This window comes from Streptomyces sp. YPW6 (assembly GCF_018866325.1).
In the GTDB taxonomy this organism is placed as follows: Bacteria; Actinomycetota; Actinomycetes; order Streptomycetales; family Streptomycetaceae; genus Streptomyces.
The window spans coordinates 7,466,493-7,487,451 of record NZ_CP076457.1 but is presented as its reverse complement, the minus strand read 5'-3'; the positions used below and the strand labels follow the sequence as shown (position 1 = coordinate 7,487,451).

Annotated in this window: 18 protein-coding genes; 7 read left to right on the top strand and 11 right to left on the bottom strand. The window is 73.3% G+C overall.

The annotated features are described in order from the left end of the window. Positions 1–10: 10 nt before the first annotated feature. From KME66_RS32810 to KME66_RS32785, 6 genes are all read right to left on the bottom strand, one after another. Complete coding sequence (locus KME66_RS32810) at positions 11–1,792, bottom strand: ABC transporter ATP-binding protein (protein ID WP_216328751.1); 1,782 nt, start codon at positions 1,790–1,792, stop codon at positions 11–13. Positions 1,793–1,835: 43 nt separating this feature from the next. Further along, on the bottom strand, positions 1,836–2,888 hold the full coding sequence (locus tag KME66_RS32805) for an iron-siderophore ABC transporter substrate-binding protein (RefSeq protein WP_073224018.1): 1,053 nt from the start codon (positions 2,886–2,888) through the stop codon (positions 1,836–1,838). A gap of 154 nt (positions 2,889–3,042) precedes the next feature. After that, entirely contained in the window at positions 3,043–3,906 is an 864-nt protein-coding gene (locus KME66_RS32800; RefSeq protein ID WP_216328749.1) for an ABC transporter ATP-binding protein, read from the bottom strand. A 30-nt stretch (positions 3,907–3,936) separates the two neighbouring features. Beyond that, positions 3,937–5,022 carry an iron chelate uptake ABC transporter family permease subunit gene (locus KME66_RS32795; protein ID WP_216329788.1) on the bottom strand — a complete coding sequence of 362 codons (1,086 nt, stop codon included), beginning with the start codon at positions 5,020–5,022 and terminating at the stop codon, positions 3,937–3,939. A gap of 17 nt (positions 5,023–5,039) precedes the next feature. Beyond that, positions 5,040–6,098: an iron ABC transporter permease gene (locus KME66_RS32790; protein WP_216328747.1), complete on the bottom strand. Its 1,059-nt coding sequence runs from the start codon at positions 6,096–6,098 to the stop codon at positions 5,040–5,042. Positions 6,099–6,187: 89 nt separating this feature from the next. After that, positions 6,188–7,564, bottom strand: coding sequence for a lysine N(6)-hydroxylase/L-ornithine N(5)-oxygenase family protein (locus KME66_RS32785; RefSeq protein WP_216328745.1), 1,377 nt, complete (start codon positions 7,562–7,564; stop codon positions 6,188–6,190). A 446-nt stretch (positions 7,565–8,010) separates the two neighbouring features. On the opposite strand from KME66_RS32785, the gene KME66_RS32780 reads away from it, so the two are divergent. After that, a complete protein-coding gene (locus KME66_RS32780; RefSeq protein WP_073224023.1) occupies positions 8,011–8,526 on the top strand; it encodes a nitroreductase family deazaflavin-dependent oxidoreductase in 516 nt (171 codons plus the stop codon). Between the two features lie 83 nt (positions 8,527–8,609). Next, positions 8,610–9,728, top strand: coding sequence for an NAD(P)-dependent oxidoreductase (locus KME66_RS32775; protein ID WP_073224024.1), 1,119 nt, complete (start codon positions 8,610–8,612; stop codon positions 9,726–9,728). Here the strand turns inward: KME66_RS32775 and KME66_RS32770 are convergent. Together KME66_RS32770 and KME66_RS32765 are read right to left on the bottom strand one after the other, a co-directional pair. Then, positions 9,709–10,815 carry a sensor histidine kinase KdpD gene (locus KME66_RS32770; protein ID WP_216328743.1) on the bottom strand — a complete coding sequence of 369 codons (1,107 nt, stop codon included), beginning with the start codon at positions 10,813–10,815 and terminating at the stop codon, positions 9,709–9,711. The genes KME66_RS32775 and KME66_RS32770 overlap by 20 nt on opposite strands. Further along, the gene (locus tag KME66_RS32765; RefSeq protein ID WP_073224026.1) at positions 10,812–11,636 is read right to left on the bottom strand and encodes a response regulator transcription factor; all 825 of its coding nucleotides are present in this window, start codon (positions 11,634–11,636) and stop codon (positions 10,812–10,814) included. The genes KME66_RS32770 and KME66_RS32765 overlap by 4 nt, the downstream gene beginning before the upstream one ends. Before the next feature lie 119 nt (positions 11,637–11,755). Here KME66_RS32765 and KME66_RS32760 point away from each other — a divergent pair, with 119 nt between their 5' ends. From KME66_RS32760 to KME66_RS32750, 3 genes are read left to right on the top strand one after another with little or no spacing between them, the layout of a single operon-like run. After that, on the top strand, positions 11,756–12,523 hold the full coding sequence (locus tag KME66_RS32760; protein ID WP_216328741.1) for a glycosyltransferase family 2 protein: 768 nt from the start codon (positions 11,756–11,758) through the stop codon (positions 12,521–12,523). Beyond that, positions 12,520–13,176, top strand: coding sequence for a DUF2064 domain-containing protein (locus tag KME66_RS32755; RefSeq protein ID WP_216328739.1), 657 nt, complete (start codon positions 12,520–12,522; stop codon positions 13,174–13,176). The genes KME66_RS32760 and KME66_RS32755 overlap by 4 nt, the downstream gene beginning before the upstream one ends. Further along, on the top strand, positions 13,173–14,018 hold the full coding sequence (locus tag KME66_RS32750) for a bifunctional 2-polyprenyl-6-hydroxyphenol methylase/3-demethylubiquinol 3-O-methyltransferase UbiG (protein ID WP_073224028.1): 846 nt from the start codon (positions 13,173–13,175) through the stop codon (positions 14,016–14,018). Before KME66_RS32755 ends, KME66_RS32750 begins: the two co-directional genes overlap by 4 nt. 394 nt (positions 14,019–14,412) lie before the next feature. Here KME66_RS32750 and KME66_RS32745 read toward each other — a convergent pair whose 3' ends face one another. Continuing rightward, a complete protein-coding gene (locus tag KME66_RS32745) occupies positions 14,413–15,684 on the bottom strand; it encodes a molybdopterin-dependent oxidoreductase (protein WP_073224029.1) in 1,272 nt (423 codons plus the stop codon). A 568-nt stretch (positions 15,685–16,252) separates the two neighbouring features. On the opposite strand from KME66_RS32745, the gene KME66_RS32740 reads away from it, so the two are divergent. Further along, positions 16,253–17,692 carry a hypothetical protein gene (locus KME66_RS32740; protein WP_216328737.1) on the top strand — a complete coding sequence of 480 codons (1,440 nt, stop codon included), beginning with the start codon at positions 16,253–16,255 and terminating at the stop codon, positions 17,690–17,692. A 24-nt stretch (positions 17,693–17,716) separates the two neighbouring features. Here KME66_RS32740 and KME66_RS32735 read toward each other — a convergent pair whose 3' ends face one another. Continuing rightward, positions 17,717–19,378, bottom strand: a complete 1,662-nt coding sequence (locus tag KME66_RS32735) for an ABC transporter permease (RefSeq protein ID WP_216328735.1) — start codon at positions 19,376–19,378, stop codon at positions 17,717–17,719. Next, positions 19,375–20,304, bottom strand: a complete 930-nt coding sequence (locus KME66_RS32730) for an ABC transporter ATP-binding protein (RefSeq protein ID WP_216328733.1) — start codon at positions 20,302–20,304, stop codon at positions 19,375–19,377. Before KME66_RS32730 ends, KME66_RS32735 begins: the two co-directional genes overlap by 4 nt. 124 nt (positions 20,305–20,428) lie before the next feature. On the opposite strand from KME66_RS32730, the gene KME66_RS32725 reads away from it, so the two are divergent. Next, entirely contained in the window at positions 20,429–20,938 is a 510-nt protein-coding gene (locus KME66_RS32725; RefSeq protein WP_073224031.1) for a MarR family transcriptional regulator, read from the top strand. Positions 20,939–20,959: the final 21 nt, after the last annotated feature.

Below are 20,959 nucleotides of genomic sequence, written 5' to 3'. Positions count from 1 at the left end.
TGGTTCTGCGCTAGCTCCCCTCGCGCCAGGCGTGCCACAGCCGGGCGTACTGCCCTCCCAGCTCGACCAGTTCGCTGTGCGTCCCTTCCTCCACCACCCGTCCCGCCGAGAGCACGGCGATCCGGTCCGCGGCCATCGCCTGGGTGAGCCGGTGGGCCACGAGGAGGGTGGTCCGGCCGGAGCAGGCGGCCAGCACGGCGCGTTCCAGCTCGGCGGCGCCCTCGCTGCCCGCCTCGGCGGTCGACTCGTCGAGCACGACGACCGGGGACCGGCCGAGCACCAGCCGGGCCAGGGCCAGTTGGGCGACCCTGGTGACGTCCAGGCGTTCGCCTCCCTCGCCCACGGGGGTGTCCAGGCCGCCGGGGAGGGAGCCGGCCCACTCACCGGCGCCGACCGTGCGCAGGGCGTCCATCAGCGCGTCGTCGCTCGCGAGGGGTGCGGCGAGCCGCAGGTCGTCGGCGAGCGGGCCGGCGAACACGTGGGTCTCCTGGGTGAGGATGCTCACCAGGGCACGGGCCCCGGCCTCGTCCATGCCCGCGAGGTCGTGGGTACCGATGTGCACCGAGCCGGCCTGTGGTCTGCCGATGCCGGCGACGAGTGCGGCCAGGGTCGACTTTCCCGCGCCGGTCGCCCCGACGAGGGCGAGGGAGCCGCCGGCCGGGATGGACAGGGAGACGTCCCGCAGCACCGGGTCCTCGGACCCGGGGTAGCTGAACGTCAGGTCCCGGACCGTGACCGGGCAGGGTGCTACGCCGACGTCCGGGGCGTCACCCACCAGGCGCGCCTCCGAGGGCTCCGAGAAGACGCCGACCAGGCGGGTGAGGCTCGCGCCCGACTTCTGGGCCTCGTCGAAGGTGAACATGATGGCGCCCAGCGGGGTGAACAGGCGGTGGAACATCAGCGGGGCCGCCGACACCTCGCCGAGGGTGGCGGCGTCCGCCTCCAGCAGGGCGTAACCGACGCCCAGGATCAGCACGAGTCCGATGAACTCGGCCCGGTTCTCCCGGCCGACGAACCGGCCGAAGAAGCGGAACACCTCGATACCGAGGTTGCGCACCCGCCAGGACTCGTCCGTGACCTTCTCGCGTACGGCGCCCTCCAGTCGGTAGGCCCGGACCGTGTCGATCCCGTTGAGCCCGCTGATCAGGGCCTGGGCGCGGTCGGCCTGGGCCGTCCGCTGCTCGCGGTAGAGGGGCGCGGAGCGGGGCAGGTACCAGCGCAGCGCCAGCGCGTACGCGGGCAGCGCGCAGGCCCCGGCCAGGCCGAGCCGCCAGTCGAGGCCGAACATGCCGATCGTCGCGATGGCGACGAGGACACCCGCCGAGAACACGGTGGGGACGGCCGTCCGGATGCCCTTGGAGATGACGGCCACGTCGTCTCCGACCCGGGAGAGCACGTCCCCCCGGCCGACCTCCTCGACCCGTTGGCTGGGCATGCCGAGCACGGCGCGTACGGCTTCCTCGCGGAGCCGGGCGAGCAGTTCGGCCCCGAGCTTCCCGATCAGGAAGGTGGAGGCCGCGGTGGCCGCCGCGCCGAACAGCGCGGCGGCGGCCATCAGGATGCCGACGGTGAGGAGTATCGAGCGGGACCCGCCCCAGACGACTCCGTCGACGACCCGGCCGAGCAGCAGCACCGGGAGGACTTGGAGCGCGGCACCGGCCACCGTGGTGAGGACGGTGGAGGCCGTGAGCCAGGGGGTCCGCCGGCAGTGCCGGGCCACCCAGCGGGCGGCTTCCCGCCCGGTCGCGGTGCGCAGGGCCGTCGGGGCGGCGGGGGTGTCGGTAACCGTCACGCGGGGACCGGTCCTCGCCGGGGGACGGGCCGTCGAGCCGGCCTCACTTGGCCGACTCGACGAGCTCGTCGATCGCGTACGGGAGGGAGAGCAGAGTGCCCTGGGACATGGCGGCGCCGACCGCGGGGCCTTCGCTGTCCAGGAGGTAGGAGACCTGGCCGTTCTTGACGGCCGGCAGGTTGGCGAACAACTCGGACTTCTTGAGCGCCTCCGTGTCGGCCTTGTCGTTGATGACGAAGATGCGGTCGACATCGATCAGGTCGATGCGCTCGGGCGAGAGCTCGGTGGAGAAGCCGCCGTCGGCGATCTCGTCGATCTCGCTCTGGTAGGTGAATCCGGTGCCCGTGACGAGCCGTCCGCGTACGTCGGTGGAGGTGAAGGCCGAGATGGAGTCCTTGTACCAGGAGAGGGCGACGGCCTTCTGCCCGCCGAAGCCGGGGTTGGCCTTCTTGGCGGCGTCCAGCCGGTTCTGGATGCCCTTGATCAGTTCGGCGCCCTCCTTCTCCTTGCCGAGTGCCTTGGCGATGTGCGCCGCGTTGTCCTGCCAGGGGGCGCTGAAGAGTTCCTTCTCGCCCTTGGTGCGGCCGACGGTCGGGGCGATCCTGGAGAGCTTCTCGTAGGCCGTCCGGTCGACCTCGGAGTAGACCGCGATGATCAGGTCGGGGCGGAGCGAGGCGATCTTCTCGAAGTTGGGGCCGGCGTCCCCGTTCTTCATGACGACCTCGGGGCGGGCGTCGCCCCACTCGTCCTTCACCCAGGGCCACTGGGTGTTGATGTCGGGGGTCCGACCGGCCGGGTTCGGGTACTGGTCGACCATGCCCACCGGCTTGATGCCGAACGCCAGGACGGCCTGGTCGTCGGTGTAGCCGACGGTGACGACCCGCTGGGGGGCCTTGGTGACCTCCGTCGACCCGAAGGCGTGCTCCACGGTGACCGGGAACGCGCCCTCGGCCGCCGCCGGGGCGCCCTCGTCCCGCTTCCCGTCCGTCGAGCCGTTGCCGCATCCCGCGAGAAGACCGGCCCCGAGGAGGGTGGCGGAGACCGCCGCGGCCAGCCTCGGCCACGGCTTCCGGGACGTCGTTCGATGGAGAAGCATCCGTTGATCCCTTGCTTTCGCACTGGCCACTGCGCCCCGGTACCAGGGCAGCCAGACTGTACCCCGATCAAGTGAGGGCAGCCTAGCCTAACTAGACAACTATCCTCCGGACAGCGCCACTTGACACTCAGAAATAGCCAACTCTTGCCGAATGTCACATTGTTCGAGGGTCGAGCCGAGGTTCGGTCCGCACGTGGGTCCGGCCGATCGGAACGATCAGCGGCCGGTCGCCCACCGGGTCATCGATCACCTTGGCCCGCAGCCCGAACGCCTCGTGCAGCAGCTCCGCGGTGATCACGTCCCGGGGGTGCCCCTGGGCCAGGACGGCTCCCCCGCGCATGACGACGAGGTTGTCGCTGTAGCGCGTGGCCAGGTTGAGATCGTGCAGCACCATGACGACGGTGCGGCCGGACTCGTGGAGATCGTCGACCAGGTCGAGCACGTCGATGGCGTGGGCCAGGTCCAGATAGGTGGTCGGCTCGTCCAGCAGCAGCAGATCGGTGCCCTGGGCGAGCGTCATCGATATCCACACCCGCTGACGCTGGCCGCCGGAGAGGGAGTCCACGGCCCGGTCGGCGAGGTCCGCCACCCCGGTCATGGCCAGGGCGCGCCGCACCACGTCGGCGTCGTCCGACGACCACTGCCGCAGCCAGCTCTGGTGCGGGTGGCGCCCCCGGGCGACCAGGTCGGCGACGGTGAGGCCTTCGGGGGCGAGGGGCGCCTGCGGCAGCAGCCCGAGCTTCTTGGCCACGTCCTTGGTCCGGAGCGTGCCGATGTCCTCGCCGTCCAGGACGACGGTCCCGCCGGCCGGCCGGAGCAGCCGGGTCAGGGTGCGCAACAGGGTCGACTTGCCGCAGCCGTTGGGGCCGATGATCGTGGTGATGACCCCGGGCGGGATCGCCACGTCCAGACCGTCGATGACCGTGCGGTCGCCGTACCCGACGGTGACGCCCCTGGCCGCCAGCCGCGCGAGGTCCTGGACGCCGGCATCGGTCCGGGTGGTGAACTGAGCCGCCACGAGCCCCCCTTGTTGAGGTCTGCCTTACTTCTACCATCTACGGAGGTTCGCCCGTACCAACAGGTAGACGAGGAAGGGGCCACCGATCACGGCGGTGACCACCCCCACCGGCAGACCGGTCGGCAGTGCCGCGCGGGCGATCAGGTCGGAGCCGATCAGCAGCACCGCGCCCACCATGCCGGAGGCGATCAACGGCGGTGTGGGCCGGCGCGCCAGACGCATCGCCACCTGCGGGGCCACCAGCGCGACGAACGGGACCGGTCCTGCCGCGCTCACCCCGACGGCGGCCAGCAGGACCGCGCAGAGCAGCAGGACGGCCCGCACCCGGCCGAACCGGACGCCCAGTCCGGCGGCGACGTCGTCGCCGAGGTGCATCGGTTTGAACGGGAAGGCCACGGTGGCCACGGCGGCCAGCAGGACGAGCGTGGCCCAGAACGCCACCCGGACCTCGTCCCAGGACCGGTTGTCCAGCGAGCCGACCAGCCACACCTGGGCGCGGGCCACGTCCCGGATGTCGGCCGAGACCAGCAGCCAGGTGGTGATCGCCTGCATCACGGCGGTCACCGAGATGCCGATGAGGATGAGCCGGAAGCCGTCGATGCCGCGCCGCCAGGCGAGGAGGTAGACCAGCAGTCCCGTGCCGAGACCGCCGAGCAGGGCGGCGGCGGGCAGCCCGACCGAGCCGGTGACCGCCGCGGCGGTCCCGCCCGTGGCCGTCACCAGGAACACCGCGACGGCCCCGGCCCCGGCGGTGATCCCGAGGATGTCCGGGCTGGCCAGCGGGTTGCGCGCCACGGACTGCGTGATCGCCCCGGAGACGCCCAGGGCGATGCCCACGACGAGGCCGGCCAGGGCCCGGGGCATGCGGAGGTCCATGACGACGAACTCGTCGACCTGTTCACCCCGGCCGAGGATGGTGGCGATCACCCGGGAGAGGCCGATGGGGAAGTCGCCGATGCTGATGGAGAGGCAGAAGATCACACAGGCCGCCGCCGCGAGCACCAGGGTGACCAGCACCAGCCAGGGCCGCCAGACGAACGACACCCGGCCGAGCCGCACCCCCGGCGGCATCGGCACCTTCGCTTCGGCTCCACCGGCCACACCGGTCACGTTCATGCGCTCCTGGACCTCTCTCATGCGCCCCTGAACTTCCCTCGCCAGACCAGGGCCGCGAAGAAGGGGGCCCCGAGGAGGGCGACCACGACGCCCGCCTCCAGTTCGCCCGGCCGTACGACGACCCGGCCGACGATGTCGCAGACCAGCAGGACACCGGCCCCGAGGAGGCCTGCGTACGGCACCAGCCAGCGGTAGTCGGGGCCGGTCAGATAGCGGGCCACATGGGCCACCATGAGCCCGAGGAAGGCGATGGGGCCGCAGGCGGCGGTGGCGGCCCCGGCCAGCAGGGTGACGGCGACGATGCCGAGGGTCCGGCTCACCGCGATGTTCACTCCCAGCCCCCGCGCCACGTCGTCCCCCAGGCTGAGCAGGTTGAGGGCGGGCAGGGTGATGAGCGCCAGGACGAGCCCGGCGGCGATGAACCCGGTCACCGGCCAGATGACGTCGAAGCGGACCCCGGCGACCGAGCCCGCGTTCCAGAACCGCAGCGCGTTCAGCGACTCCTTGTCCAGGAGCGCCACCGCCGTGGTCATCGCCGCGAGGAACACGGTGACGCCCTGTCCGGCCAGGGCGAGGGTCAGCGGGTTGCCCGCCCCCCTGCCGATGCTCGCCAGACCGAAGACGACGGCACCGGCGAGACCCGCGCCGCCGAAGGCGAACCACACGTACTGGAACGGGTCGGTGAACCCGAGGACGGCGATGACCGACACCACGGCGAAGGAGGCCCCGGCGTTCACCCCCAGCAGCCCGGTGTCGGCGATGGGGTTGCGGGTGTACCCCTGGATCAGCGCCCCGCCGACCCCGAGGGCCAGGCCGGCCACGATCGCGAGGACCGTCCGGGGCACGCGCACGGTCTGGACGATGAGCCGGATCTCGGTGAGCTTCTGGTCGGGATCGGGCTCCGCGAACAGCCCGTGCCAGACCTCGGCGGGGCTCAGCGCGCGGGCCCCGACCGCCAGGGACGCGGCCGCCGCGACCAGCAGGGTCACCGTGAGGACGGCCAGCCCCGCGGCCCTGCGCCGACGGATATCCGTCACCGGGTCCGGCGTAGTGCGCTCCACTGCGGTGGTGAACATGACGACGAACGATATCCCTTGGTTCGCATCGGCCGCGCATGGCCGCCCGGCTGCTGACCGGGCGGGCCGAGCGCTCAACTCCTGTCTTTTCAGCGGTAGTCGGCGGCCGTCCGACCGCCCGCGCCCCGCACGGCCTCGATCACCGGCCGGGACGCGTCGGAGGTGGCCTTGACCCGCCGGCCGAGCAGCGAGTCCAGGATCTCGCCGACCCGTATCGCGGTGTTGGAGAGCAGCGACGTGGTGATGCCGTGCGTGTGCTCCGTACCGCCCTGGAGGTAGATGCCGCAACGCAGGGCGGAGTCGGTCGCGATCCGGTAGTCGCGCTGTACGCGTACGCGGCCCGCGTCGTCGCGCAGGCAGTGCTCGCCGACCGGACCGAGGATGCCGAGCGGATCGGCGGGGCTGTATCCGGTGGCGAACACCACGGCGTCGGCGTCGAGTTCCGCCTCCTCCTCGGTCACCAGGGATCTCACGGTGACGCGGACACGGTCGGCCCGCTCGGCCACCGCGGCGACCCGGGAGACGTTGAGGAAGCGCAGCCGTTCGGCGCCGAGGACCTTCTCCCGGTACGCCTGCCGGTAGAGATCGTCGATGAGGTCGATGTCCACCACGGAGTAGTTGGTGTTGCCGTGGTAGGCCATCAGCCGCCTCTTGACCTCCTCGGGGGCGGCGAAGAAGTCGTCGACGGCGTCGGGGTCGAAGATCCGGTTGGCGAAACTGCTGTCGTCGGCGGGGCTGTAGCCGTACCGGGAGAAGACCGCGCAGACCTCGGCGCCGGGGAACCTGCGGTGCAGGTAGGCGACGTTCTCGGCGGCGCTCTGTCCCGCGCCGACGACGACGAACCGGGACGGCGCGTCGCCCTGGAGCCCGTCGACCTTGCGCAGCAGATCGGAGTTGTGCCAGACCCGGTCACCGCGTTCCACGCCGTCCGGCATGAGGGGACGCAGGCCGGTCCCGATGACGAGGTTGCGGGCCCGGTGGACCGACAGCCCCTCCGCGGACCGGACGGTCACGTCCAGGTGCTCCACGGTCCCGTCGCGCACGAACGGGGTGACCGCGACGACTTCGTGCCCGTAGGACACCAGGTCGTCGACCTTGGCCGCGGCCCACTCCAAGTAGTCGTGGAACTCCACCCGCAGCGGGAAGAGGTTCTTGTGGTTGATGAAGTCGATCAGCCGGCCCCGGCTCTGGAGATAGCAGAGGAAGCTGAACTCGCTGGCCGGGTTCCGGAGCGTCACCAGGTCCTTGAGGAAGGAGACCTGCATGGTCGCGTCATCGATGAGCATGCCGCGGTGCCAGCCGAAGCCCGACTGCTGCTCGAAGAAGTGGGCGGTGACCGAATCCTGCCTGCCGACTGTGCTGTTGTGCTCGCTGAGCGCGATCGCCATGGCCACATTGGACGGGCCGAAGCCGATGCCGATGAGGTCGTGGACCTGTGGTGTGCCGCCAGGAAGAACCTGTGACATCTCACTCCCATCATTCAGGAAGCCGCCTGTCAGGCGTAAGGGGAAAGGCGCGGCGCATGGGCATGCCCAGGAGGGCCACGCACCCGAACTTAGGGGAGCCTAAGCTCAGTAACTCGGCTTGTCGATAGGGAAGATGAGGCAGCCGGGAACCGACACCCCGTCACATATGGCCGAAAACAAGCACTGTTGGCGCGCCCATCGGATCTGGCCGAGGCGTCGCGCCCGCAGACGCCCGGAACGTCCGGCGCCGGCCACCGTCGGAGCACGGCCGAATCCGCACCACCGATCCGGCCGACACCTCCTCATCCGGGGCGCCCACCCGGCCCGCCGCCGCCGGGGCTTCGGCTCCGATCACCTGAAGCTTTAGCCTGTGCAAAGATTACACAGACTAAGAATCGAGCGGCCGCCCCGCGTCACCGCTCCTGCCCGCTTCCCGAGGAGGCGATGTGACGACGTCGCAGCAACCCACCGGTGACGGCCGCCCTCCCCTGCCGCGCGGCTGGCGGCGGCGCCTCGCCCGGCTGCCCATCACCGTCTACCGCATGGGCCTCGGCCCGGTCTTCGGGGGCCGCCTGCTGCTCCTGCACCACACCGGACGCGTCAGCGGCCTGCCCCGCCGGGTGACCCTGGAGGTCGTCGAGCACGACCCCGTCGGGGGCACCTGGACCCTGGCCTCCGGATTCGGCCCCGAGGCCGCCTGGTACCGCAATCTGCGGGCCGCACCGAAGACCACCGTCCAGGTCGGCAACCGCCGCTACGCCGTCACCGCGCACTTCCTGAGCGCGCAGGAGGGCGGCGAGATCATGGCCCGCTACGCCTCCGCCCGCCCTCGCACCGCCCGTCGGCTCTGCGCCTTCATGGGGTTGGACGTCTCGGACGGGAGCGGGGACGCCTACCGGCGGGCCGGCCGTCGCATCCCCTTCGTACGCCTCCAGGCGAGTTGCGGCCAGGACGTGCGCTGAGCGGCCCCGAACGTCCTTACGGACTCGTGACATGTGCGCGCGGCGCCCGGTCCTCGGGCCCGGCCGGGCCTAGCGTGGCGGTCATGCGCGTACTGGTCACCGGCGGAGCCGGGTTCATCGGGTCACATGTCGTCGCCGCACTCACCGCGGCCGGGCACGAGAGCGTGGTGCTGGACGCCCTGCTGCCCTCGGCCCACTCCGGCGGCACACCTCCGGGGCTCCCTGGCGACCGCATGGCCGTCGGCGATGTGCGGGACCGGGAGGCGGTGGCGGCCGCGCTGGCCGGGGTGGACGCGGTGTGCCACCAGGCGGCCATGGTGGGGCTCGGCAAGGACTTCGCGGACGCCCCGCTGTACGTGGGGTGCAACGACCTCGGTACGGCGGTGCTGCTGGCGGAGATGGCCGCCGCCGGGGTCCGGGACCTGGTGCTGGCCGGGTCGATGGTGGTCTACGGCGAGGGGCGCTACGACTGCTCCCGGCACGGCACGGTCCGCCCCGGGCCGCGTGCCGAGGCCGATCTGCGAGCGGGCGGCTTCGAGCCCCGCTGCCCGCACTGCGGCACGGAACTGACACCTGGCCTGGTGGCCGAGGACGCGCCGATGGACCCGCGCAACGTGTACGCGTCGACCAAGCTGGCCCAGGAGCACCTGGCCGCCGCGTGGGCGCGGGCCACCGGCGGCCGGGCGGTGTCCCTGCGCTACCACAACGTGTACGGGCCGGGGATGCCGCGCGACACCCCGTACGCCGGTGTCGCCTCGTTCTTCCGCTCGGCCCTGGCGCGCGGCGAGGCTCCCCGGGTCTACGAGGACGGGGGCCAGCGGCGCGACTTCGTCCACGTCCACGATGTGGCGGCGGCGAACGCGGTGGCCCTGGAGGCGGTGAGGGAGCGGCGGCCCGCGTCCTTCGCCGCCTACAACACCGGCAGCGGCGAGCCGCACACCGTCGGCGAGATGGCGGCCGCCCTGGCCGGCGCGCACGGCGGGCCGGACCCCGTGGTGACCGGGGAGTACCGCCTCGGCGACGTACGCCATGTGACGGCGGACTCGCGGGCGCTGCGCGAGGAGCTGGGCTGGCGGCCCCGGGTGCCCTTCGCCGAGGGGATGCGGGACTTCGCGGCGGCCCCGCTGCGCGATGCGCGGGGCCGCGGCCAGGAGGGCCGGGACCGCCGTGAGGAGAGCGCCGTCACGCTGTCGGGAGCGTGACGGAGAAGCAGCAGCCGCCCTGGACGTTGCGGACCTCGGCCCGTCCGGCGTGCGCCTCGACGATGCCGCGCACGATGGCCAGCCCGAGGCCCGCCCCGGCCGGCGGGGTACGGGCGTGGCTGCCGCGCCAGCCCGTGTCGAACACCCGGGGCAGGTCCTCCTCCGGGATTCCGCCGCAGCCGTCGGTCACCGACAGCACGACACCGCTGCCCGAGCGGTGCACGGCGACGGCCACGGTGCCGTCGGGCGGCGTGCGGCGGATCGCGTTGATCAGGAGGTTGCCCAGGACCCGGCTCATCTCCTTGCCGTCGACCTCCACCGGCACCTCGTCGATCCGGTCGCCGACCAGCCGCACACCGTGCTCACGGGCGAGCGGGTCGGCGCCGGCCAGCGCGTCGCCGACCAGGTCGTACAGGGAGATCCGGGCCGGCGCCAGGGCGAGCGAACCGGCCTGGATCCGGGAGAGTTCGAAGAGGTCGCCGACCATGGCGTTCATCCGCTCCACCTCGGTCCTGATCTGCCGCAGGTAGCGTCCCGAGTCGGCCGCCATGCCGTCCTCCAGCGCCTCGGCCATCGCCCGGAGCCCGGCGAGCGGGGTGCGCAGATCGTGCGAGATCCAGGCGACGAGTTCGCGCCGCGAGGTCTCCAGCGCGCGTTCCCGCTCCCGCGAGCTGTCCAGCTTCGCGCTGGTGGCGGCCAGTTCACGGGCGAGCGCGGCCAGCTCCGCGGTGGGCTGCCCGGCGGGCACGGCGAAGGTGCCGCCGTCACCGAACGATCGGGTGGCCAGGGTCAGTTCACGGCTCCGGGCGGCCACCCAGCGGCCCAGCAGGACGGCGGTGGCCAGGGAGATGAGGGCGGCCATCGCGACGACGGTCGTGACGACGTAGAGGTCGTGGGGCGAGAGGAACATCGCCCAGGCGACCGTCAGGGTCCCGGCGAGCATCGCCGCCACGGCCACCCCGGCGACCACGCTGAGCGAGACCACCAGCGAACGGTGCCGCAGGAGGCGCAGCACACCCGCGCCGAGGAGCCCGGCGACGGCCGCGCCCAGGAAGGCGAAGAGCGCGATGAGCAGGATGTCGGTCATCGCGGGCGGCCTCCGGGCTGCGGCGCCGCGGGCAGAGCGGCCGGGTCGCCGGTCCCCCCGCCGCTCGTCCGGTCCCCCGCGCTCTCCGCGTCCAGGTCCAGGCGGTATCCCACACCCCACACGGTACGGATCAGCCGGGGGCGCGCCGGGTCGTCCTCGACCTTGCCGCGGAGCCGGCGGACGTGGACGGTGACCGTGGAGAGGTCGCCGAAGTCCCAGCCCCAGACCTCACGCATCAGCTCCTCCCGTCCGAACGCCTTTCCGGGGTGCCGGAGGAGAAAGGCGAGCAGGTCGAACTCCCGCAGTGTCAGGGCCAGCGCGCGCCCGTCCCGGGAGGCCTGCCGGGACGCCGGATCGAGACTCAGCCCGCCCCCGGACAGCGGACCGGCGTCGGCCGCCGGTCCCGCGGCCCGGGCGCGCCGCAGTACGGAGTCGACCCGCAGGACCAGTTCGCGCGGGCTGAACGGCTTGGTGACGTAGTCGTCGGCGCCGGTCTCCAGCCCGAGGATGCGGTCCTCCTCGTCTCCGCGGGCGGTGAGCATGATGACGGGGACCGGCCCGTGCTCACGCATCCGGCGGCAGACCTCGAACCCGTCCATGGCGGGGAGCATCAGGTCCAGGACGACGAGGTCGGGCCGGTGTGCCGCGAACCGTGCCAGCGCGGCGGGCCCGTCGTCGGCCTGCTCGACGGCGTAACCGGCGCGATGCAGATAGCCGACGACGACCTCCGCGACGGTCGGGTCGTCCTCGACGACGAGGACCCGGCCGCGCGCCCGCTGGGGGACGGGGGCCGGACAGCTGTCGGACGGGGTGGTCTCCATGGGCTCCACTGTGGCACCCCATTCGCGGCGGACCGGGTCCCGGCCTCCACCCATCCGGCCGATGTCCATGTTTCGTAAGAAGCTGATGCCCTGAATGCCCGACTTGCCTCCGTAGGGTGATGAGGGTGACTGATTCTTCCGCCACTCCTCCGCGTCCCCCCGCCCCGCAGCCCGGCCTCCCGAAGGCCGACATCGTCCTGCCCTGCCTCGACGAGGCCGCCGCTCTGCCCTGGGTGCTCGGCCGCATCCCCGACGGCTGGCGCGCGATCGTGGTCGACAACGGGTCGACCGACGGTTCGGCCGCACTCGCCCGGTCCCTCGGCGCGAGCGTCGTCACGGAGGAACGCCGGGGCTTCGGCGCGGCCTGCCACGCCGGGCTGCTCGCCGCCGAGGCCGAGTTCGTCTGCTTCTGCGACTGCGACGGCTCGCTGGACCCGGCGCTGCTGACCGGGTTCGTCCGGCGCGTCGCGGACGGCGAGTGCGATCTGCTGCTCGGCCGCCGACGCCCCGAGACCCGGGGCGCCTGGCCGCCGCACGCGCGCGCCGGGAATCTGGCGCTGGCCCGGATGCTGCGCCGCCGTACCGGTCTGCGCCTGCACGACCTCGGCCCGCTGCGAGCGGCCCGCCGCGCCGATCTGCTGGCTCTGGACCTCACCGACCGGCGCAGCGGCTACCCGCTCCAGATGGTGGTCCGGGCCTCGGACGCCGGGCTGCGCGTCGCCGAGACCGACGTCCCCTACCGGCCGCGCACCGGGAAGTCCAAGGTGACCGGCACCTGGCGCGGGACCTGGCACGCGGTGCGCGACATGCGGGGCGTCCTGCGCGAACCACCGGCAACCCCTGCGCCCGGCCGCGTCGAGCACGCCGAGACGGGGGCCCTGCGATGAGCGCATACGGGCCCGTGGGGCCGACGGAGCTGCTGGTGATCGCGAAGGAGCCGGTGGCCGGCCGGGTGAAGACCCGGCTCTGCCCGCCCTTCTCCCCCGCCGAGGCCGCCGAGCTGGCGACCGCGGCCCTCGCCGACACGCTGGAGACGCTTCTCTCCCTTCCCGCCCGGCGACGGGTGCTCGTCCTCGACGGGCGGCCCGGCCCCTGGGCGCCCCCGGGGTTCGAGGTGGTCCCGCAGAGCGCGGGCGGTCTGGACGAGCGGCTCGCGGCGGCCTTCGGCGGGTGTACCGGACCGGCTCTTCTCGTCGGCATGGACACCCCGCAGCTCACCGCCTCTCTGCTCGCCCCGGCTCTCGCGCCGGACGCCTGGGACGGCTGCGGGGCCTGGTTCGGTCCGGCCGAGGACGGCGGGTTCTGGGCCCTGGGCCTGGCGAAGCCCGATCCGGCGCTGCTGCGCGGGGTGCCGATGTCCCTCCCGGAGACCGGCGCGGTGCAGCGGAACAGGCTGGTGGAGGCGGGGCTCGCCGTGCGCGATCTGCCGGTGCTGGTCGACGTGGACACGGCGGCCGACGCCCACCGGGTCGGGTCGGCCGCGCCGGACGGCCGGTTCGCCGCCGTGCTCGGCCGGCTGACCGGGGCGGGGGTGCGATGAGTACGACCGTACCCTCGTCCGAGCGCACGGCGTCGGCCCGCTCCGACTCCCCCGCGACCGCTTCGGGCCCGACCGAGCGGCGCTCCGCATCCTGGGGCGCCGACCCGTACGCCAACGCCCTGCGCACCGGCCGGGGCCCGCTGTTCCTGCGCCGCAGCGACGGCTGGCTGCTGCCCCTGGACGTGGAGCGCTGGTGCTCCGGCGCGGGCTCCGCCGACCTCTCCGCACTGCACCGGTGCGAGGGGCCGGTGCTGGACATCGGCTGCGGGCCGGGGCGGCTGGTCGCCGAGCTGACCTCGCTCGGGCACCGGGCGCTGGGCATCGACGTCAGCGAGGCGGCGGTGGCCCGTACGCGCGGGCTCGGCGGTGCGGCCCTGCTGCGCAGCGTCTTCGACCCGCTGCCCGGGGAAGGCCGTTGGGGCACCCTGCTGCTGCTCGACGGCAACATCGGCATCGGCGGCGACCCCGCCGCGCTGCTGGCGCGGGCGGCGGATCTGCTCGGCGCCGGGGGGCTGCTGATCGCCGAGACCGCCCCCGTCGACGTGGACGAACGGGTCCGCGTCCGGCTCGACGACGGCCGGGGCGGGCCGCTCGGCGAACCCTCGCCCGCCGCCGTGTGCGGGGCCGCCTCCGAGCCCTTCCCCTGGGCGCGGATCGGGACGCCCGCCCTGCTGCGGCACGCCCGCGCGTGCGGCTGGCAGACCGCCGATCAGTGGGGCGCGGAGGGGCGGACGTTCGTGTCCCTGCGCCGCCCGGTGCGGGAGCGGAGCGCCCGGACCAGCAGCCAGAGCGCGGAGAGCGCGAACAGCGCACCGGTGATCAGCAGCCAGTTGCCGAAGTAGACGTCCGGGGTGGTGCCGGCGGCGGCCTCGTACCGCCGCTCGGTCCGCCGGGCGATCAGCGGGAACCAGATCAGCAGGAGCAGCCCGGAGAGGAACGCCGGTACCCGGACGAAGTTCACGAGGGCCGTCCGGGGGCCGAGCGCGGCGCGCAGCGCCCGGTCGGCCCCGCCGTACACCGGCAGCAGCACCAGGTCGTGCAGGACGGCCGATCCGGCGAACCAGAGCAGGACGCCGACGGTGTCCCCGTCCAGCAGCCGTACGCCCGCGTAGCCGGCGAGGCAGAACGTGGCGACGAGCAGGATCAGGTGGAGCGGGCCCTCGCCGTACAGGCGGCCCGGCGCGAAGCGCGAGCGGCGGGGCCGGGTGGGGCGGGGCGGTACGGCCCGGGTGGACATCACAGCTCTCCGAACGTCAGGGTCTCGACCCACTTGGTGTTCAGGACTCCGGGCGCGGCGGGGACGATGATCCGGGCCGGGTAGCCGTGGTCCGGCGACAGCGGGGCGCCGTTCACCTCCAGCGCGAGCAGCGAGCGGCTGTCCCGGACCTGGTTGTCGCGCAGCGCGGCCTTACGGAAGGAGCCGCTGCGCTGGAGCGACTCGACGAACACGCCCGGCGGCCGGTCCGGGTGTCCGGCGAGTGCCGCCAGGTCGCGCAGCCGCACCCCGCGCCACTGCTGGTCCGAGGTGGACCAGCCCTCCACGCAGGCGATCGGGAGCGCCGCGCTGTGCTGCTCCATGGCGAGCAGTTCGGCCCGGGAGAAGCGGAACTCCCCGGCCGGCCCGCGTACCGTCAGCCGCCAGCGCTCCCCCGTGTCGGCGGGGGTGACCCGTACGGCGGCGGCCGTCTTGTTGATCTGGAAGGCGTTCGGCCCCGGCCCCGGGTCGGTGCCGCCGCGCGGGGTGAGGAGCGCGATACGGCGCAGCGGCCCGTCGAAGCTGCGGCCGGCCGAGGTCACCAGCAGCAGAAGCGAACCGGCGCCGACCATGGCCAGCGCGCCGCGCCGGGACACGGTGGCGGGGAGCGGGTCGGGGGCGGCGAGCGTGTCGGCCCCGCCGCGCGGAACACCATTGCGCAACACCCGAAAGGCCTGCGGCGCCTTGAGGGCCGTATGGGTGACGAACCCGGCCAGGAAGACCCAGGCGCCGTAGAAGTGCAGGGGGTAGAAGGACCCGGGGAAGATGTAGTCCAGCTGGATGTTGAGCAGTCCGGTGATGAACTGGAACAGCGCCCCGCCCACGAGCAGCAGCAGCGAGAGCCGTTCCAGGGCGTGGCCCACGGAACGGGCGGGCGGCAGGGCGAAGAGCCGGGGGATCACCGACCAGAGCTTCGCGAGCAGGACGGGCACGAGCACGATCCCGACGGTGACGTGCAGGCCCTGGGTGAGCCGGTAGAGCCAGTGCGGGCTCGTCGGCCAGGAGAACAGGTAGAAGCCCAGCAGGCCCTTGTCCGGGGTCTTGTCGTTGACCGGATTCAGGTCCGGGTTGTAGGCGGCGTACGAGAGCAGACCGGTGACGAACAGCAGCGTGAGTCCGGCGAGCAGCACGACACCGAGTACGGCGGTGAAGCGCGCCCCTCGGACGGGGCTGCGCCAGAAACCCGGGTCGGCGGGGGTACGCGGGGCGCGGAGGGCGCCGGGGAGGGAACGGATGCGGCGGCGTTCGGGCATGGGACCGACGCTATGCGCGGAACACCGTCGAAGGGTGGTTGCGACTCCTGACGGAATTCTGACGTAGCGGCATCCGGCACCGCGGCCGGACGGCACGACGGCCGGGAAGGTGACCGGCCGGACGGCACGACAGCCCGGGGAGACCGGTCGGCCGGAGGACGGAGCGGAGCAGGGGATGCGATCGGCCGGATGGCAGATGGGGCCGGCGAGGCGATCGGCCCGGTGGCGGAACGGGCCGGGGATGCGATCGGCCGGATGGCAGATGGGGCCGGCGAGGCGATCGGCCCGGTGGCGGAACGGGCCGGGGATGCGATCGGCCGGATGGCAGAACCGTCGGAGGGAGCAACGCCCGAGCCGCGGAACAGCCGGCCCGCGGGGCCGGAGCGATGGCGCGGAAGGGGCCACAGGGCCGGAGCCATGGAGCGGTCGGCCACGGGGCCGGGGTCACGGGGCCGGAGCCGCGGAGCACCGCGAAAGGAGGACGTGCCGGGCGGGCCGGATCTGACGGTTCGGTGACGCGGCCCCGCCGTAACGCCCGATCGCCGCTCGCAGTGCATAGCGTGCCAGCGTGAAGACCGAGGACGTCACCCCCACGGACACCGCCGACGGCACGGGACCTGGCCGGCCCGCACCGTCGGACCGCATCGACGAACGCGCCCGGCGGGCGAGGCGGGCCGACCTGATCGCCGCCGCCGCAGGCGTGCTGCTGGTGGCCGCCGCCGTGATCATCGGCCGGGTCATCCAGGACCGGGACGGCACCCTGTTCGCCCAGTGGCCGCCTTTCCTGGCTTCCTGGGACCCCCACCTGGGTCCCGGCACCCCCGCCGCGCTCACCATGGCCGTCCTGGTGATCGCGTACGGCCCGCCGCTCGCCGCCCGGCTGCCCTGGCGGGGGCTGCTGGCATCGGCCTGGGCCGGCTCCATGGCCTGGGTCTTCTCGATGGCGCTGATCGACGGCTGGTACCGCGGGGTCGCGAAGCGGCTGACCACCAAGCACGAGTACCTGCGGGTCATCGACCGGTTCGAGGACATCCCCGCCACCCTGCGCGGCTTCACCGACCACATCCTGCTCGACGCGCCCGGCAACTGGCCCGCCCATGTCGCCGGGCACCCGCCGGGCGCCACGCTGACCTTCGTCTGGCTGGACCGCATCGGTCTCGGCGGCGGCGCCTGGGCGGCGGTCTGGTGTGTCGTGGTGGGGAGTTCGGCGGTGCTGGCCGCCCTGATCACCGTGCGGGTACTGGCCGACGAGCGCCTGGCGCGCCGCGCCGCGCCCTTCCTCGTCCTCGCTCCGGCCGCTGTCTGGGCGGGCGTCTCCGCCGACGGGTACTTCACCGCTGTCGTCGCCTGGTCGGTGGCGCTGCTCGCCCTGGCCGCCACCCGCCGGGTCCGCTTCCCGGCCCTGGCCGCGGCCGGCGGGGGTCTGCTGTTCGGGTGGACCTGCTACCTGAGTTACGGGCTGGGGCTGATGGCGGCCGTCCTGCTCGCGGTTCTCGTGCTCGCCCGGACCGCGCGCCCAGTGCCGGTGTTCCTGCTCGGCGCGCTGGTGGTCCCGGTGGCCTTCACCCTCGCCGGGTTCAACTGGTGGACCGCCTACCACCTGTTGGTCGAGCGCTACTACCAGGGTGCGGGGGGCGTTCGCCCGTACGCCTACTGGGTCTGGGGCAACCTGGCCTGCGCCACCGTCGCGGCCGGGCTCGCGGCGGTCGCCGGACTGCGCCGGAGCGCGATGGCCGCGCCCGGCGCCGTACGGGCGCTGCGGGGCGGCTCCTCGGGGGGCTCCCCGGAGGGGAGGCTGGCGCTGCTCGCCCTGGCGGCGCTGGTGGCGCTGCTCGCCGCCGACCTCTCCGGGATGAGCAAGGCGGAGACGGAGCGGATCTGGCAGCCGTTCCTGCTGTGGCTGCTGCCCGCGGCGGCGCTGCTGCCCCGCCGCGGTGCGCGGTGGTGGCTGATCGCGTCGGTGGTGCCGGCCCTGCTCGTCAACCACCTGCTGTGGACCGGGTGGTGAGGCCCGGTCCGGGGTGCGCTCCCCTCACTTGGTCTCCAGGTCCCGGCGGCGGAAGCCCGCGAGGCCCAGCGCGATCAGTCCGGCCGCGACGGCGGTCAGGAGCAGCAGGGGGGTCCAGGTCATTCCGGCGGCCGGGAGCCGGGGCACATGGCCGAAGGGCGACAGGTTCGTCAGCCGGTCCGGGAGCTGGAGGATGGGCCCCAGGTATCCGACGAGGAACGCGTACACGGGCACGATCCAGGCCGCCGTCCCCGCCCGCGGGACCCAGCCGAAGAGCAGGACGGCCACTCCGACGGTGACCCACAGGGCCGGGGCGTACGCGGCCGCCGCCCCGGTCAGTTCGAGGACCAGGCTCGCGTCCCCCGTCGACGCCGCGCCCGAGATGCCGAAGCACAGCCCGGCCAGGACGAGCAGGGCCGTGCCGCCGGTCAGGGCGACGGCGATGTGGCTGCCGAGCCAGCGGTTGCGGGAGAGCCCGGTGGCCAGGAGCGGTTCGGCGCGCCCGGCGCTCTCCTCGGCGCGCGGTCGCAGCGCGGCCATCACCACGTACACGGCGGCGACGACCGCGACGACGACCATCACCATGGACGCGAACGACTCGGCCAGGGAGGCGCCGCCGATGTCCTCGAGCGCCTCCTGGAGCTGCTCGACGCTCGCCACCATGTCGGCGGCCTGGCCGAGGATCGAGCCGTACATGACGCCCATCAGGCACAGTCCGGCGGCGAAGCCGAGCAAGGTCGCCCGGTGCAGCCGCAGGGCGAAGCCGAAGGGCCGGGTGAGTGCGTCGGACGCGGTGCGCCGGCCGAGCCGCGCGGGGCGGAGGCCCGCGCCGACATCACGCCGGGTACTCAGGACGAAGCCGTGGGCGGCGGTCGCGGCGGCGAGGAGGAGGCAGAGGGCGAGGGGCCACCAGCGGTCGTCGACGAAGACGTAGGTGCGCTGGATCCAGCCGATCGGGCTCAGCCAGGACAGGGCGTCCTGGCCCACGTCGCCGGAGGCCCGCAGCACGTAGGCCGCACCGATCGTCGCGAGCGCCATGCCCGACGCGCCCCGGGTGTGTGCGGTGATCTGCGCGGTGATCGCGGCGACACCGGCGAAGACGAGCCCGATCGCGGCATGCGCGAGGCCGTACAGCAGGGCCCCGCCCGGACCGACTCCGTCGGTGCCCGTCGCGGTGAGGCCCAGGGCCAGCAGCAGGGCGAGGCCGAGGTTGGCCACGACGGCGACCGACAGGGCGGCGGCCAGCTGGGCGTGGTGGCCGACGACGGTGGAGCGGACCAGTTCGGCGCGGCCGGTCTCCTCCTCGTCGCGGGTGTGCCGGGTGACGGTCAGGACGCTCATCAGGCCGACCAGGACGGCCATGAAGCCGAGCATCTGGTGGCCGAGCATCGCGCCGGCGGTGTAGTCGGAGAGATAGGCGCGGGGGCCGGTCATGGCGAGCGCGGCCGGACTGTCCATGGAGCTGACGGCCGCGGCGCGCTCCTCGGGGGTGGAATACAGCGTCGTGTACTCGGCCGCCGTGACGAGGGTGCCCAGGGTGAGGGCGAGCAGCCATACGGGCAGGCGGACGCGGTCGCGCCGCAGGCCGAACCGGAGGAGGATCCCGGTGCCGGTGAAGGCGGCGGGGCGGATCCAGCCGGGCGTGGGCTTCGGGGACGTGCCGAGGGGCGTCGGGGTACCGGTCATCGGGCAGCGCCATCCGAGGCGGACGAGGAGGCCGGGGGCGCGATCTCGTCGCCGTAGTGACGCAGCATCAGCTCTTCGAGTGTCGGCGGGTGGCTGGTCAGGCTCCGGATGCCGAACGCGCCGAGCCGGCGGATCGCGGCGTCGAGGTGGGCGCCGTCCACGGCGAAGTGCACTCTCAGGTCCATCGCCCTCAGACCGTGGACACCGGGCAGGGCGTCGAGTCCGGTGACCGGGCGTTCGGTCTCGGCCTCGACGGTCGTCCGGGTGAGGTGGCGCATCTCGCCGAGCGTGCCCGACTGCACGGTGCGGCCCTGGCGGACGATGCTGACGCGGTCGCAGAGCTTTTCGACCTGGGCCAGGATGTGGCTGGAGAGCAGCACGGTCTTCCCCGCCGCCTTCGCCTGGAGGATGACGTCCTGGAAGACGACCTCCATCAAGGGGTCGAGGCCCGCCGTGGGCTCGTCGAGGAGAAGCAGTTCGGCATCGGAGGCGAGCGCAGCGACGATGGCGACCTTCTGCCGGTTGCCCTTGGAGTAGGCGCGGCCCTTCTTGAGCGGGTCGAGGTCGAACCGGTCGATGAGTTCGTCGCGCCGCCGCCGGTCGAGGCCGCCGCGCAGCTTCGCCAGCAGGTCGATGGCCTCCCCTCCGGTGAGACCGGGCCACAGCTCGACGTCCCCGGGGACGTAGGCGAGTCGCCGGTGCAGTTCGACCGCGTCCTTCCACGGGTCCTTGCCCAGGAGCTGGACGCCTCCGGAGTCGGCACGCAGCAGCCCCAGCAGGACGCGGATCGTCGTGGACTTGCCTGCCCCGTTGGGTCCGAGGAAGCCGTGGACCTCGCCGGCCCGCACGTCCAGGTCGAGGCCGTCGAGGGCGTGTGTCGGGCCGAACGACTTGTGGAGTCCGGAGACGGTGATGGCCTTCTTCATGTTCCGAAGTTACGCTTCTTTCAGAAATGCGTGAAGTTAAAGAAGCGTATGAATCGCTCGCGGGCCCGGCCCGGGGCGCGGACGGCACGCGAGCGCCGGGAACCACGGAGACCGAGGTCGGAACATGGATGAGCGGCGGACGGAGAACCGCACGGACGGCGACGACGAGGCGGCGGCCGCCTCCCGGTTCGTGGAACGTTTCGCCGCCCAGCTGGTCCAGGCGGGCATGGCCCGTATGCCGGCCAGGGTCTTCGCCGCCCTGCTCTCCTCGGAGCAGGGCGCACTCACCTCCGCCGAGCTGAGCGGGCAGCTGAAGGTCAGCCCGGCGGCCGTGTCGGGGGCCGTCCGCTACCTCGCCCAGGTCAACATGGTCAGCCGCGAGCGGGAGCCGGGGTCCCGGCGTGAGCGCTATCGCGTCCAGGGCGACCAGTGGTACGACGCGCTGCTCGAACGGGACGCGATCCTGAGGAACTGGCAGACCACGATGCGCGAGGGCGTGGAACAGTTCGGGCCGGACACCCCGCAGGGCCGCCGGATCAACGACACCCTGGAGTTCTTCCGGTTCCTGGAGAAGGAGTTCGGCTCGCTGATGCAGCGGTGGGCGGCGCACCGGGCGGAGCACCTGGGAGGGTGAGGCCCCCACAGCGCGCCTCCA

Coding starts and splice junctions, on each gene's coding strand:
- KME66_RS32805 (WP_073224018.1), bottom strand. CDS start 2,888: ATGCTTCTCCATCGAACGACGTCCCGGAAGCCGTGGCCGAGGCTGGCC.
- KME66_RS32795 (WP_216329788.1), bottom strand. CDS start 5,022: ATGAACGTGACCGGTGTGGCCGGTGGAGCCGAAGCGAAGGTGCCGATG.
- KME66_RS32790 (WP_216328747.1), bottom strand. CDS start 6,098: ATGTTCACCACCGCAGTGGAGCGCACTACGCCGGACCCGGTGACGGAT.
- KME66_RS32785 (WP_216328745.1), bottom strand. CDS start 7,564: ATGTCACAGGTTCTTCCTGGCGGCACACCACAGGTCCACGACCTCATC.
- KME66_RS32775 (WP_073224024.1), top strand. CDS start 8,610: ATGCGCGTACTGGTCACCGGCGGAGCCGGGTTCATCGGGTCACATGTC.
- KME66_RS32770 (WP_216328743.1), bottom strand. CDS start 10,815: ATGACCGACATCCTGCTCATCGCGCTCTTCGCCTTCCTGGGCGCGGCC.
- KME66_RS32765 (WP_073224026.1), bottom strand. CDS start 11,636: ATGGAGACCACCCCGTCCGACAGCTGTCCGGCCCCCGTCCCCCAGCGG.
- KME66_RS32760 (WP_216328741.1), top strand. CDS start 11,756: ATGAGGGTGACTGATTCTTCCGCCACTCCTCCGCGTCCCCCCGCCCCG.
- KME66_RS32755 (WP_216328739.1), top strand. CDS start 12,520: ATGAGCGCATACGGGCCCGTGGGGCCGACGGAGCTGCTGGTGATCGCG.
- KME66_RS32750 (WP_073224028.1), top strand. CDS start 13,173: ATGAGTACGACCGTACCCTCGTCCGAGCGCACGGCGTCGGCCCGCTCC.
- KME66_RS32745 (WP_073224029.1), bottom strand. CDS start 15,684: ATGCCCGAACGCCGCCGCATCCGTTCCCTCCCCGGCGCCCTCCGCGCC.
- KME66_RS32735 (WP_216328735.1), bottom strand. CDS start 19,378: ATGACCGGTACCCCGACGCCCCTCGGCACGTCCCCGAAGCCCACGCCC.
- KME66_RS32730 (WP_216328733.1), bottom strand. CDS start 20,304: ATGAAGAAGGCCATCACCGTCTCCGGACTCCACAAGTCGTTCGGCCCG.
- KME66_RS32725 (WP_073224031.1), top strand. CDS start 20,429: ATGGATGAGCGGCGGACGGAGAACCGCACGGACGGCGACGACGAGGCG.